Origin of the sequence: Pseudalkalibacillus sp. SCS-8 (genome assembly GCF_040126055.1) — a bacterium.
Lineage (GTDB): Bacteria > Bacillota > Bacilli > Bacillales > Fictibacillaceae > Pseudalkalibacillus > Pseudalkalibacillus nanhaiensis.
Window position 1 is genome coordinate 1,376,461 of the sequence record NZ_CP143541.1, and the last position, 14,556, is coordinate 1,391,016.

15 protein-coding genes are annotated in these 14,556 nt (G+C 41.1%); 14 read left to right on the top strand and 1 reads right to left on the bottom strand.

From position 1 onward, the window contains the following. The first annotated feature begins 80 nt into the window (after positions 1-80). Together V1497_RS07120 and fabI are read left to right on the top strand one after the other, a co-directional pair. Positions 81-1,922, top strand: a complete 1,842-nt coding sequence (locus V1497_RS07120) for a monovalent cation:proton antiporter family protein (RefSeq protein WP_349410286.1) — start codon at positions 81-83, stop codon at positions 1,920-1,922. Positions 1,923-2,088: 166 nt separating this feature from the next. Further along, complete coding sequence (fabI, locus tag V1497_RS07125; RefSeq protein ID WP_349410761.1) at positions 2,089-2,865, top strand: enoyl-ACP reductase FabI; 777 nt, start codon at positions 2,089-2,091, stop codon at positions 2,863-2,865. Positions 2,866-2,970: 105 nt separating this feature from the next. Here the strand turns inward: fabI and V1497_RS07130 are convergent, their stop codons facing one another. Beyond that, positions 2,971-3,237, bottom strand: coding sequence for a penicillin-binding protein (locus V1497_RS07130; protein ID WP_349410287.1), 267 nt, complete (start codon positions 3,235-3,237; stop codon positions 2,971-2,973). Between the two features lie 253 nt (positions 3,238-3,490). On the opposite strand from V1497_RS07130, the gene V1497_RS07135 reads away from it, so the two are divergent. The 12 genes from V1497_RS07135 to sat all read left to right on the top strand — a co-directional run bounded on the left by V1497_RS07135 (position 3,491) and on the right by sat (position 14,554). Continuing rightward, positions 3,491-3,691, top strand: a complete 201-nt coding sequence (locus V1497_RS07135) for a hypothetical protein (RefSeq protein ID WP_349410288.1) — start codon at positions 3,491-3,493, stop codon at positions 3,689-3,691. A gap of 95 nt (positions 3,692-3,786) precedes the next feature. Next, a complete protein-coding gene (locus tag V1497_RS07140) occupies positions 3,787-4,710 on the top strand; it encodes a glycosyltransferase family protein (RefSeq protein WP_349410289.1) in 924 nt (307 codons plus the stop codon). Positions 4,711-4,725: 15 nt separating this feature from the next. Beyond that, the gene (locus V1497_RS07145; protein WP_349410290.1) at positions 4,726-5,475 is read left to right on the top strand and encodes a glycosyltransferase; all 750 of its coding nucleotides are present in this window, start codon (positions 4,726-4,728) and stop codon (positions 5,473-5,475) included. Positions 5,476-5,564: 89 nt separating this feature from the next. Then, entirely contained in the window at positions 5,565-6,344 is a 780-nt protein-coding gene (locus V1497_RS07150) for a sulfotransferase domain-containing protein (RefSeq protein ID WP_349410291.1), read from the top strand. 136 nt (positions 6,345-6,480) lie between these two features. Further along, complete coding sequence (gene wecB, locus V1497_RS07155) at positions 6,481-7,563, top strand: non-hydrolyzing UDP-N-acetylglucosamine 2-epimerase (protein WP_349410292.1); 1,083 nt, start codon at positions 6,481-6,483, stop codon at positions 7,561-7,563. A gap of 3 nt (positions 7,564-7,566) precedes the next feature. After that, on the top strand, positions 7,567-8,553 hold the full coding sequence (locus V1497_RS07160) for a UDP-N-acetylglucosamine 4,6-dehydratase family protein (protein WP_349410293.1): 987 nt from the start codon (positions 7,567-7,569) through the stop codon (positions 8,551-8,553). A 26-nt stretch (positions 8,554-8,579) separates the two neighbouring features. Then, entirely contained in the window at positions 8,580-9,383 is an 804-nt protein-coding gene (locus tag V1497_RS07165; protein WP_349410294.1) for an SDR family oxidoreductase, read from the top strand. Further along, entirely contained in the window at positions 9,370-10,272 is a 903-nt protein-coding gene (locus V1497_RS07170; protein ID WP_349410295.1) for an NAD(P)-dependent oxidoreductase, read from the top strand. Before V1497_RS07165 ends, V1497_RS07170 begins: the two co-directional genes overlap by 14 nt. A 50-nt stretch (positions 10,273-10,322) precedes the next feature. Further along, on the top strand, positions 10,323-11,072 hold the full coding sequence (locus V1497_RS07175; RefSeq protein ID WP_349410296.1) for a glycosyltransferase: 750 nt from the start codon (positions 10,323-10,325) through the stop codon (positions 11,070-11,072). Between the two features lie 44 nt (positions 11,073-11,116). Further along, positions 11,117-12,316: a glycosyltransferase family A protein gene (locus V1497_RS07180; RefSeq protein WP_349410297.1), complete on the top strand. Its 1,200-nt coding sequence runs from the start codon at positions 11,117-11,119 to the stop codon at positions 12,314-12,316. 53 nt (positions 12,317-12,369) lie between these two features. Continuing rightward, complete coding sequence (locus V1497_RS07185) at positions 12,370-13,404, top strand: glycosyltransferase family 4 protein (RefSeq protein ID WP_349410298.1); 1,035 nt, start codon at positions 12,370-12,372, stop codon at positions 13,402-13,404. A 4-nt stretch (positions 13,405-13,408) separates the two neighbouring features. Next, a complete protein-coding gene (gene sat, locus V1497_RS07190; RefSeq protein WP_349410299.1) occupies positions 13,409-14,554 on the top strand; it encodes a sulfate adenylyltransferase in 1,146 nt (381 codons plus the stop codon). Positions 14,555-14,556: the final 2 nt, after the last annotated feature.

Genomic DNA, 14,556 nt, shown 5'->3' on the forward strand with positions numbered 1-14,556 from the left:
GTATGTAACAATCGAGGTCAAAAGGTGTGTAAAACAGTTGACTATTTCAATGGAATAATCAATTGGACAGGGAGGTTGTTATGGAAGAGACACATTCATTCATGTCGCTATTCATTGTCGTACTTGTCGCATTCCTCACACCGATTGTATTGAATAAATTCAAGATACAAATCCTTCCGGTAATCGTGGCCGAAATCATGGCAGGACTCATCATTGGAAAAACTGGGTTTGATATTGTAGAAACCGACTCTTTGTTAAAGACGTTATCAACACTTGGTTTCATTTATTTGTTGTTCTTGAGTGGGTTGGAAATTGATTTTTCCATCTTTTCTTCAAAAACGAAAAAGTCGAACAAAAAAGATCCGAGTGGTATCGCACTCCCATTTATCATTTTCGGACTTATGATGGGTCTTTCATATGGCGTTTCCTGGTTGTTTGTATGGGCAGGATTCATTGATAGTGCTTTCCTGATGTCGTTGATTATAGCGACGATATCATTAGGAATCGTCGTTCCGACGTTGAAGGATGCAGGAGTCATCAAGTCTGAGCTTGGTCAAACGATCCTCCTCATTACGGTCATTGCTGATTTGGCTACGATGATTCTTCTTGGGGTGTTCGTTTCGGTCTATTCGCCAGAGGGGAAAAATACCTGGTTATTGTTGCTGCTCTTTGCGGCAGGATTGGCTCTTTATTTTATCGGAAAATATTTCAGGAAACGTTCTACATTTGAAAGCCTGACAAAAGGTACGATTCAAATTGATACGAGGGCCGTTTTCACCTTGATCATCGTACTTGTAGCGCTCTCTCAAAAAGTGGGGGCTGAAAGTATTCTCGGAGCATTTTTGGCTGGTGCACTCGTATCTTTATTGTCACCGAACCCATCAATGGTACAAAAGCTCGATTCCTTCGGTTACGGCTTCTTGATTCCGATCTTCTTTGTCATGATCGGTGTAAGGCTTGATTTATGGGAGTTGTTATCAGACATGCAAGTATTGATGTTAATGCCATTCTTACTGCTTGCATTCATGGTGACGAAGGTTGTTCCGGTTCTATGGTTGAAAAAATGGTATAAGGTGAATACGGTGTTGAGTATCGGTATCCTATTGTCTTCAAAATTGACGTTGGTCATTGCTGCTGCTGAAATTGGCGAACGGATGAATATAGTAGATTCGAGAATGTCTTCCGCAATCATCCTGGTTGGAGTAATCAGCAGTATAGTCGGACCGATTTTCTTCAAAAAGGTATTTCCTAAAACGAGTAAGGGAGAAAAGAAGACGATGGCGATTCTCGGTGCAAACAGTATTACATTGCCATTATCTAAAAAGCTGTATGAAGATTATCAAGTATCGCTCTATCATTTGAACTCGAACAAGCTGGATCAGCATTATTCAGAAGATCATTCATCTATTTATGATGTTCATCTAATAGAAGCTTTCGAGGTAGAGGAGCTTAAGCAAAAAGGAGTTTTCGAGACGGATCTGCTGCTCGTTTCCACCCATGATGATGATGTAAATGCTAACATCGCTATAAAGGCCAAGGAGCATGATATCGAAAGGATTATTGTCCGCATTGAAGATCATGATAAAGCAGAGCGTTTGAGAAATGAGAACATAGAAGTGTATTCTAAATTCGCTTCAACCATCATGCTGTTGGAGGCAATGATCAAATCTCCAAGCATCATGAAGTTATTCACCAATCAGGATAATATGTTATCTGAAGTTGTTGTGAACAATGGCGTCCATGCCGGAAAACCGATTAAACGCCTTGAATTTTTAGGGGATACCATCATTGCCCGTATCTTCAGAGACAATGAGTCGATCGTGCCGCATGGTGATACGGTTCTGAAAGTCGGCGATCGATTGGTTGTCACTGGTAGCAAAGATTGTGTGGAAAGGTTGAAAACGCATATCAATGCATCATGAATAAATGAACGGGAGTGATTAATCACTCCCGTATTTTTTCATAAGAAAAGAGAAAAAGGGAATCATTTTTATTGTACAGTGGATTCATGATATACTGTAATTAGGACTTGGTCATAATAACAAATCATAAGTAACTGAAAATAAAAATTTTCTAGGAGGTCGAATGATGGGTCTTTCATTAGAAAACCGTACATATGTCATCATGGGAGTGGCGAATAAAAGAAGTATCGCTTGGGGTATCGCACGTTCGTTGAGCGAAGCTGGTGCTCGTTTGGTCTTTACGTATGCAGGAGATCGTTTTGAAAAGAACGTTAGGGATCTTGCTGAATCATTAGATCGAAATGATTCTCTTGTTATTCCGTGTGATGTCACAGATGATGAACAAATCAAGGATGCGTTCACACGTATTAAGGAAGAAGTGGGTGTCATCCATGGTGTCGCGCACTGTATCGCGTTTGCGAAAGTGGAAGAACTGAAAGGCGAGTATCTCAATACGACTCGTGAAGGTTTCCTGTTGGCACATAACATCAGCTCTTATTCCTTGACGGCAGTTGCAAAGGAAGCGCGGGAACTCATGACAGAAGGTGGCAGTATCGTAACGATGACTTACCTTGGAGGAGAGCGCGTCGTCAACAATTACAATGTGATGGGTGTTGCGAAAGCCTCGCTTGATGCGAGTGTGAAGTATCTCGCAAATGATCTCGGGAAGGACGGAATCCGTGTAAATGCGATTTCAGCTGGACCGATCCGTACACTCGCAGCCAAAGGTGTTGGTGATTTCAACAGCATTTTGAAAGATATTGAAGAACGAGCACCATTACGCCGTACGACTACAACCGAAGAAGTCGGGGATACCGCGTTATTCCTGATGAGCGACCTGTCAAGAGGTTTGACAGGAGAAATCCTCCATATTGACAGTGGATTCCATCTTCTTGGGAGATAAATATAGTGAATTGAGAAGACCCTATTATCAATAGGGTCTTTTTTTTGTGCATAAAAAAAAGCTGACACTTTTAAGAAAGTGTCAGACAGCCGTTCAACGACTAGATTAGTCGTGAATACGAATACCTTGGATCTGGCGACAGTCAAGGATAACAACATCTCTGTTCCCATAATCTTGAATAAAAGTAGCACAGCAAGTTTCTTCATCGAGACATGAGAAGATCAGGTTATCCGTATCTTCCGTTTCGCCACTGACGATTGCGTCAACTTTCGTACCTGGACGAAGTTTTCGAAGCTGATCACAAATACATCCATCACACTTGGAAGCTCTCTTTTTCTTATTACAGCCGCACTCATTGTCAAATAAACTCATTTCTTTTCCTCCTTCTAGGACAGTTGTATGCACCCTACAATGCATATATTTAAGGGTTACTATACTATATTGACTTGGACGTGGATGTGAATGGGTCAAGACCTACTTGTACCAAAAAATGGATGTTAGCCTGTCCGCTTAAGTCTATTTCTACTAGAAAGGTATGTTTGTCCATACTCAATACCATTAATTAACATATATATAATTGAGCATCTTGTAAGATGTTTAATTTCTTATATAAAGGAGCAAACAAATGGCAACGTATGTGTTTTTACGAGCTTTAGAGGGTCAAACTCTTTCTGAAGTGATGATTGAAGGTATGGATGGCATGATTCTGACAAATGTTGTGCTTGTTCAAGCAAACGCTCAATATGCTATTTTCAACCAGGCTGGATCTGGCGGAATTGGTCAAATCATGGTTCCGATCAACAACATTTCAGGAATCATTATGTAACAGGACGTGAGACTCGGGATGAGTCTCACTCTTTCTTATACTTAAGGAAAGCAAGTATTTTTTTTGGAGCTTTCTTATTAATTTGGAGTGCTGACATGAAAAAGCTAACAATATTGTTCATTACAAAGCCGATGCAGCATCATATTGAACGTAGTACGTATTATCTTGGTAAAGAGCTCGAAAAATTTAGTAATTTGACATATCACCATGTGGATGGAAATCTACCAGATATCATTCGTCAAATGTCTATTAAACCCGATTTCATCCTATTCAATGATTTGAAACCGGATTACTGTCCATGGATGCGAAATGTCGATCAGGTCAAGATTCCAAAAGGGACCCTTGTTCATGACCTTCATTACCGTATTCCTAGAAGGAAGAGGATGTATCAGAAGGATCAGATTCCTCACCTTTTCGTTCAGTATCGTGAAGCGTTCTGCAAATGGTTTCCTGAATTTGTCGATCAAATGATTTGGCTTCCTCATCATGTACCTGCGGAAATCTACCGGGATTACTCATTCGAGAAAGACATTGACATCTTGATGATGGGAAGTCTCATTCCACATCTATATCCGCTTCGATTACGAATGTTCCAGAAGCTAAAGCTGCATCCAGGGTTCAAATATTTTGATCATCCTGGCTATAAAGGAATTCCAGCAGACAACAGATATGTCACCGGACCAAGATATGCGCAAACGATGAATCGAGCGAAAATCTTTTTAACCTGTGATTCAATTTATAAATTTCCAGTCCTGAAATATTATGAAGCACTAGCTTGTAGGACATTGTTGCTTGCCTCAGGTTCAGCTGAACTGAAGGACCTTGGGTTCATAGACAAAGAGACATATGTTGAAGTGAATGAAACGGATTTCTACGAGAAAATAATGTTTTATTTAAAAAACGAGAGTGAACGTAATCGTATTGCATTAAACGGGATGAAACTTGTCCAACAGAAGCATACGACTCAAATAAGAGCAAAAGAGTTGCTCGCACATATCCAACAAATTGTGAAACGATAAAGGAAGGACATTATTATGGGGATTACAAAGCCGAAAGTATCAATTATTATACCGTTTTATAATTGTCCATACGTTGACAGAGCGATTGAAAGTGCCCTGGCTCAAACGTATTCCAATTGTGAAATCATTGTCGTGGATGATGGTTCGACGATGCACATCGACCGAGTCAAACCATATACGAACAAAATCAACTATATTCGAAAAGAAAATGGCGGCACCGCGACCGCATTGAATAGGGGAATTGAAGCAGCATCAGGTGATTACTTCACATGGCTTAGCTCGGATGATCTGTATCACCCTGAAAAAGTCGAAAAGCAGCTTGAATTCATGCAGAATTTGAACGCAGAAATCTGCTACGGCAATTATTATTTGATGAATGAACAAGATGTAATAGATGGAAAACCTGTTGGGGTAGGGGTCAAGTCCAAATGGCATTTCCTTAGGGCGATGAGGTCCGGTTGTATCATCAACGGATGCACCGTAATGGCTCGGATCGACCTGCTGAAGCGTGCAGGTCTATTTGATGAAACTCTCCCTTTTACCCATGATTATGACTTATGGTTGAGGCTATCGTCATATTCTACTTTCCACTACCTACCAGAACCCCTTGTATATTACCGTATTCATGGGAATATGGGATCGAAGAAAAATAAAGCAGCCATAAATATCGAAATCCATACAGTTAAACGGAAGCATCGAGATATGATCAGCCGGTTAATCAACATGAATGCACCACAAAGGCAATCAAGATTCTTCCACAGGTGAACGATTGGAAAACATTTTACGTTTGTCCAATCTATTGATGTATAACCACATAGATTGATATCTAGATTATATAGAAAGGAAGAAAAATATTGGACACATCAAACCAGAACGGTCTGCCGCCCTTTTTCATGAATTCCATTCCGAAGAGCGGTACACACTTACTCAAGCAGATCCTTATGGGCATTCCGGGAATGCAGCACCATCCGGATAAAGGGATATTTGGACACTTTCACACACAACCCCCTAAGCAATTGAATTGGATCAGAACCCTTGATCACAATGAATTTGCAAATGGGCATCTCTATTATTCTCCCGAGTGGGAAGCGTTCTTCAACGAATTGAATATGAAGCAGATCTTTATCTTCAGGGATCCACGTGATGTCATCGTATCCTATGCCTATTTCATACCAAAACTCGAGATCCATCCCTTATATCCAACTTTTAATCAGCCAGGCTTTACCCATCGAGACAGACTAAAGTTCCTTATTGAAGGAGGAGATCCCATCACTTCAACGAAATATGAACAGCCCGATGTGAATAAATGGTTTACGAGCTTCTCAGATTGGATGGACCGGAAAAACATTTTTACAGTGCGGTTTGAAGATCTGACAACATCGAATGTGAAGAAGTATCAGGTTCTCCACAAGATGGTGAAATTCTTATGGGACGATCAACCTGTTCCGTATACACGTCCTGTGATGGTCGGTAAAATGGCCCTGAACATCAAGCCAGAGTCATCGCCAACGTTCCGTAAAGGAAAAAGTGGCGGCTGGCGTGAGGAATTCGATGAAGAACTGAAGCAGCTTTTCAAAGAAAAGGCAGGTCAACTGCTCATCGATCTCGGCTATGAAAAGGATTTAGATTGGTGAAACGGCACTTGGACAAGTGCCGTTTTTTCATTTTTATCCATTTTCATAGGGGGTTGTCTATGCTACCAAATGTCCACTACATAGTATAGAAATAAATGGAAAAGGATTAATTAAACATAATGGGAAGGAGCTTTGTATGAAGGTAGTAACGATTCTCGGAACGAGACCAGAAATCATCCGACTAAGCCTGATCCTGAAACAGCTTGATCAATGGGCAGAAAAGCATGTTATCGTGCATACCGGTCAGAATTTCGTTTACAACTTAAGTGAAATCTTCTTTAAAGAGCTTGAACTTCGTATGCCCGATTACATTTTACAAAATGAACAACAATCATTAGGTCAGCAGCTTGGGACAATGTTTACGCGAATTGAAGAAATCCTGGTAAAGGAAAAGCCAGACAAAGTCCTCGTATTGGGAGATACGAATAGTGCATTAAGTGCGATTCTGGCGGAAAGGATGGGAATCCCTGTCATTCATATGGAAGCGGGAAATCGTTGCTTTGATTTGAATGTGCCAGAGGAAAAGAATCGAAAAGTTATCGACGCTATTTCGACTTATAATCTCCCCTATACGCCGAACAGTAAAGAAAACCTCATCCGTGAAGGTGTTCCCTCTAATCGGATTCTATTATTCGGTAATCCCATCTATGAAGTCTTACTGAACTATCAAAACAAAATCGATCAAAGTACCATTCTAAAGAAATTGGATATCGAGCCTCGAAACTATTTTCTTGTCACGACACATCGTGCTGAAAATGTTGATGATCCAATCCACCTTAGAGAAATATTCGAAGGGTTGAACGCAATTGCGGAAAAATTCGATAAACCGGTCATTTGCAGTATCCACCCTAGAACAAAGAGCCGCTTGGAGAAGCAAGTCGGTTTGAAGCATCACCCTCATATCCGCTTTTTTGAGCCGTTCGGATTCTTTGATTTTGTCCACCTGGAGAAGCATGCCTTTTGTGTTCTAACAGACAGTGGAACGGTTCAAGAGGAATGTTGTATTTTCCAAGTGCCAACCGTAACGATACGAAACAGCACGGAACGTCCTGAAACAGTGGACTGCGGAAGTAACGTCGTGTCAGGGCTCGATCGTAGACGGATTGTAGATGCTGTTTCAATCATGGTGAACAATAAGACTGGCTGGGATTGTCCAGTTGGCTATCTTGAAAATGCTGTATCACAAAAAGTGGTTCAATTTATATTAGGAGGTCGCTAAACATTGCGAAACAAGACAATTTTAATAACGGGAGGAACCGGGTCGTGGGGCCATGAACTTGTCAAACAATTACTTGAAAAGGACCCGAAGGAGATTCGGATCTTTTCCCGGAATGAGGCAAGTCAGGTGCAAATGCAGCACGAGTTTGAGTATAACCCGAAACTAACCTTCATCATTGGAGATATAAGGGAATATCAGGGTCTGTCCAAAGCTACTGAAGGTGTCGATTATGTATACCACCTTGCCGCTCTAAAGCATGTCCCCATTTGTGAGCATCAACCCTATGAAGCTTTGAAAACCAATGTGCTTGGAACTCAGCATGTCATTGAAGCAGCGATTGAAAATAACGTTGAGAAGGTTATCTATATTTCTACAGATAAGGCGGCAAATCCGTCAAATTTCTATGGAATGACGAAAGCGATTGGAGAGAAATTGATTATCTATGCCAATCTGTTGAGTAAAAAGACGAAATTTGTCTGTGTAAGAGGAGGGAATGTCCTCGGAACAAATGGAAGTGTCATCCACATCTTCAAGCGCCAAATCGAGCAGAAAGGGGAAATCGGAATTACGGATAAGAGGATGACCCGTTTCTTCCTTACGCTACAAGATGCAATCAAGCTGTTGTTCAAGGCAACATACGAAAGTAAAGGTGGAGAGATCTTCGTCATGAAGATGCCTACATGCAAAATCCTCGATTTAGCTGAAGTATTAATTGAAGCTTCTGGAAAGAAGGATGTTAAAATCATTGAATCTGGTATACGTCCTGGTGAGAAATTGCACGAAATCCTTTTATCAGAATACGAGAGTAACACGACGGTATATTTTGATGAAGAATATTTCGTCATCCTGCCGACCATCGAACTGGAAAACTTGGATGCGTTTTACAGTACGTTCAAAAAAATCGACTTGCATAGCTACAGCTCACATGAATGCTTGATGACGAAAAAGGAAATCAAAGAGATGCTGCATAAAGGCGGGTTTTTATCATGAAGATCCTGGTTTTAGGTGGAAGGGGGATGGCAGGTCATGTGGTTACCAATTATTTGATCAAACTTAAAAGGTATGATGTGAGCTTTACACATCGCGATCGTTCCCTTAAGGAAGGAATCCATCTGGATGTCACCAAATTTGATGAAGTCAGAGCCTTGATCCAATCCACTAAGCCGGATGTCGTCATAAATTGTGTAGGCATTCTGAATGATCATGCTACACGAAATCTTCATGAAGCCATCAGAGTTAACACACTACTCCCTCATATCCTTTCTCATGAACTGTCAAGAATCGGAAGTAAATTGATCCATATCAGTACAGATTGTGTGTTCGAAGGGAATCGAGGGAAATATACGGAGTTTGATCCACCAGATGGTACAAGTACCTATGCAATCACCAAAGCGAACGGTGAAGTCATCACATCCCCCCATCTTACGGTTCGTACCTCGATTATTGGTCCAGAGCTGAAAAATGGCATCGGTTTGTTTCAATGGTTCATGAAGCAGACCGGCGATGTGAACGGATACGTGAAGGTATTCTGGAATGGTGTTACGACATTAGAATTGGCCAAAGCGATTCATGCTTTCCTCGATTCTGAACTTTCCGGCCTCTATCATTTGACTGCACCTGAAACCGTTTCAAAATATACCTTGTTAGAGAAGATCCAAAAGACGTTCAATAAGGATGATGTTACACTGATTCCTTACGACAAGGTTGCATGTGACAGGACATTAGTCAATACGAAGAATGAAATCCACTTTCATGTTGCCTCATATGATCAAATGCTTCAGGAGTTGCGTGACTGGATGAGAGAGCATGAAAACAGCTAGGAAACGAATCCTCATCACTGGAGGGAGCGGTTACACTGGTCGCCATGCGTTCAATTATGCAATGAATTCTGGTATGGAGGTCACTTGTATTGGAAGGAAATTAGACGAACAGGACACAGAGATAGCTAACCATTTTATTGCATGTAACCTCCACGACCTTGATCATATCAACCAACTAATGAAACAATACCAACCTGATTATGTTTTACATCTGGCAGGATTCAATGATGCTGCCTTATCTTGGACATCCCCTCATTCGTGCCTGACAACCAATGTCGTAGGGACTTTGAACCTATTGGAAGCACTCCGAAACCACTCTCCGAGCTCTAGAAGCTTGATTATCGGTTCAGCTCTACAGTTTCAACCTCACATTGAAAACCCGCCACATCCTTATAGCCTTAGTAAAACGATGCAGGTACTACTATCAGAAGCATGGCGGGATTTGTTTTCATTGGATATAAAAGTGGCGAAGCCCTCAAACTTGATAGGTCCTGGTCCTTCCAATGGCATCTGCTCAATAATTGCAAGGAAGATCACAGCTGCTGAGTGTTCAGGTGGATCTATCGATATCCATATCGATAATGGACTTGATCAACGAGATTTCATCGACATACGGGATGTAGTCGATGCATATTTCAAGATCTTGACAGCTGAGACTCGACAAATGTTTTTTGAGATCGGATCTGGAACGAGCAGGACGATGAAAGAAATGATGAGCTATTACAAGGGTTTGACTGAACAACCTTTCACTGTCAACTACAAACAAATGAAAGCAGCGTCCCCAGTAAAGACTGACTTGACCGCTATACAATCAATCGGGTGGACCCCGAGTTATTCCCTTCATACATCATTAAAGGATACGCTTTCCTACCAAAGGTCCCAAATATGAGAAATACAAATTCCATTCTATTGATTTAAAGTTGAAATGAGGAAACAGATATGTTCAAAAAAAATCCAAAGGTAAGTGTCGTCATACCCTTTTACAATTGTATGTTTGTGGGAGAGGCGATCAGGAGTGTATTGAGACAAACCTACAAGAACTATGAAATTATTGTGGTGGATGATGGCTCAACAATCAACCAACACCTCATCCATCCTTATTTGGATAAAGTGAAATACATCCAAAAACCAAACGGTGGAACTGCAAGTGCTTTAAATAAAGGGATCGATACGGCTGGGGGAGATCTCATCGCCTGGTTGAGTTCGGATGACATCTTTTTAAGAGGGAAGTTGTCCAAACAAGTTGCTGTCATGGAGGAAACAGGGGCAGATTTGGTATATTCGAATTTTAATCATATTAATGAACAGAGCAAAATTACGAGAAGGAATGTCGGCATCGTGTTGGATAATCGTTTGGATTTTTTGAAGCAGCTGCCAAAAAGCTGCCCGATTAATGGGAGTACCGTTCTCATAAAGAAGGATCTGTTCTCGACGATCGGATTGTTCGATGAGTCTTTGAAATATACTCAGGATTATGACATGTGGATTCGAATGGCTGGTAAAGCGCACATCCATATGATAAATGAACCTCTCATAAATTATCGCCTGCATGAAAAGATGGGATCGAAGCAACATGTCGAACATCAGTGGAAAGAAATCGCGATGATCAAAGAAAAATATCGTGGAATGCTTGCCAGGTTAATCCATTGTGAAGAACTCGGAAAAGGGGATGATTGTGATGACGATTAAGCTCACGGTCTTGTATGTCACATCGATGAGGAAGGTCATTCTTCATGGCTAAACAAAATCCAATTGAAATCAGTGTCATCATACCGACGTACAATAAATATCCTCAGAATCTATTGACGCTTTACTCCCTCGAGCATCAAAGCTTCGATCTCTCTAAGGTGGAAGTCATCATGATCGATGACGGCTCAACCGATCAAACGAAAAAGGTGCTAGAATCACATCCATTTCCATTTTCTTTCTATTACATCAGAAGTGAAAAAAATATAGGCAGACCTGCAGCTCGAAACCTGGGATTGAAGGCCGCAAGAGGTAACATCATCATCTTTTTGGATGCTGAAATCCTAGTAAGATCCAATTTTCTTCAGATTCACCACAGTTATCATCAACAGACGCCAAATCTTGTTGTCACAGGGATCATGTTCCTTAAACGTTTGTACTCTGTATTGTTTCCGGACTTTTCACAGAAGCAGTTGGAGGAGTGTAGAGAATTGATGATGAGACATCGTGGAATGGCGCAAAAATTCGAAGACTTTACGAATTCCCCTCAGGTGATCCCTCTTATTGAAAAGAGAGATATCTTCAGACAGAACTATACACGGATGAGCCTCCCTACTCATTTTGAAACGCTTTATAAATATCTCATTATTAACAATTACGGTTATAGCCTGACAAACTATCAAATCCCTTGGCAGCTGTTTGGAACAGGTCATGTATCGGTTTCTAAAAAAGCAATTGATCAGGTAGGCCCGTTTGCCGAATACCCAGGTTACGGTTGGGACGATTGTGAAATGGGTTATCGGTTATACAAAAACGGGGCCACTTATGTAACAGATCGACGACTGATTAGTTACCACCAAGAACACCCAGTTTTGACCAGTATTAAAGATGAATCCAAGAAAAACTATTATCGGTTTCAAGAGACGTATAAAGAGGTTGATCAGATGATCATCAGTCTCACTTTCTTACCACATCCCTACAATCTCCATGAAACCAATCAAATTTACATTCAATATCAACAATTGATGAATGAACATCTCTCAAAACTTCCTGTGATAAGAAGAACGTTCTATCTGATGTTACGAAAAATCGGTGTTTTAGCAAGCCAAAAGAGTAAACTTACAAACTTGAAACCAGAGTTAAGCCATGAGGATAGGAAGAAATTAAAAGATGAAAGGCTATTTCTGAAGAGCTTGAATCGTTATGAGCTGTTCATCGAGTGTTTTGAAAGGTTGGAAAACCTGTGAGAATCCTGTGATGGAAGTACTAATAAGGTGTTGATTGAAAGGATGCTATGTAAATGAAAATAACATTTGTTGCTCTCACTCTTTGTAAGGGAGGAGCACAAAGGATGCTGGTGGAGCTTGCAAATGGATTGGCTCGTAAAGGCCATGATGTCAGTTTCCTGATGCCTCCTCAAGGGGTAATTGAATACCCGGTTCAAGTAAAAGTCATACGAACGAGCGGCAGTATGATTACCGTAAATGATATTCCAAAGAGTGATGTAATCGTCTCCAACTTCTACACCTTGGTTCGAGTGTGTGAAGAAGCGAGTCATGCTGGTAAAGGTACCCACGTCCGAATTAGTCTTTGTTATGAACCGGTTTTTCTGCCAGATCATGAAAAATCGTTTCGAAGCTACCATCAAAGCAAGAATTTGATCGTTCTATCCAATTGGCAACAGCAGCTTATCCGATTAAACCATGGAATTCATGGAGAAATTGTTCCAGTGGGCGTCAGTGCGGCCTTCCGTAATATCAGGAAAAACAACCCTGGTAATGGCATCCGAATCAGTGGAATGCTGAGAATTCCAGAAGGAGGCTACTCCTGGCATAGAGAACAAGAGTACTTGATTGAAACATTCACAGCGATTAAACGTAAATTTCCGCATGTTTCGATCAATCTCATTACCCCGCCGAGTGAACTAAGGTCCTCTAATACCCTTCGAAGATATCATGCTAATCCGCTTTTCAATTCGCTTACTCCTCAAGATGATCAACAACTCAACCAATATCTGAACAACACAGATATCTTTGTAAGCTCTTCTACTTATGATACTGCCTCATTGCCTGGACTTGAAGCGATGAAATGTGGTGCAGCTTTGGTCACCGTTTATTCAGGAGGGAATATGGACTATTGCCGTCATGAGGAAAACTGCTTAATGTCATACAGATATGAGAACAAACTTGCTCAACATTTAACTACTCTAATCAACAATCCTGCTTTGCGTATTCGAATAGCACGTGAAGGAGAGAAAGAGGCTAGCAAATGGACATGGGCAAGAAGTGTCAAGTTGTTTGAAAGAGCAATCCAAACATTCATGAAAAGGAGGTAAGCGGATGGTCGGGAATCCTCATGGAGGAACATTAATCAATCGAATTGAACAATTGAATGGAAAAACTATCAAAAGTCTCACTAAAGTGAATTTGACTCCCGTTCAGCTGTCCGACTTAGACTGCATAGCAAAGGGTGTTTATAGTCCACTTGAAGGCTTTATGAACAAGGATGATTATTCTTCTGTTTTAAACAGGATGCGGTTGAAGAATGGCGTTGTTTGGACAATTCCAATCACCTTATCCATTTCAAAAGAGCAATCAAAAAACATTAGAGTTGGTGAAGAAGTGGCTTTGATGCATGAAGGCCTAGCTTACGGTTGGATGGAGGTAGAAGACATCTATGATGTCGATTTATTGGAGGAAGCAACACGGATATATGGGACAACCGATTTGGAACATCCCGGTGTAGCGAGGTTACTAGGAGGTCCTTCTCGTAACATCGGTGGAAAGATTACGATGTTCAGAGAAGTACCAACCCTTTTTCCAGATCATGCACGAACGCCTGTGGAAACAAGGAAACTTTTCGAAGACAGAGGATGGAAGACCATTGTTGGCTTCCAAACTCGAAACCCGATTCATCGGGCCCATGAATATATCCAGAAAACAGCATTAGAACATGTTGATGGATTATTCATCCACCCTTTAGTAGGAGAAACCAAACCGGATGACATACCCGCTGACATAAGGATGGCTTGTTACAACGTTTTGATCGAGAATTACTATCCAAAAGACCGTGTTCTTTTAGGAACTTTATCTTGTTCCATGCGATATGCTGGACCAAGGGAGGCTGTGTTTCATGCTCTTGTTCGAAAAAATTACGGTTGTACGCATTTCATCGTTGGTCGTGATCATGCAGGAGTAGGTGATTATTACGGGACATACGATGCCCAGCACATCTTTGAAGCATTCTCACCTGAAGAACTAGGCATTGTCCCGGTATGTATGGAGCACAGTTTCTATTGCCGAATCTGTGAGCAGATGGCGTCTTCAAAAACGTGCCCTCATGATCGAACAGCACATATCCATCTTTCCGGTACCATGGTGAGGAACATGTTAAAAAAAGGCGATGTCCCACCGAAGTACTTTAGTCGGCCAGAAGTCATTGAACAACTCCTTCAATATTATGGTCGACCAAAGGATGAAAAGTGATT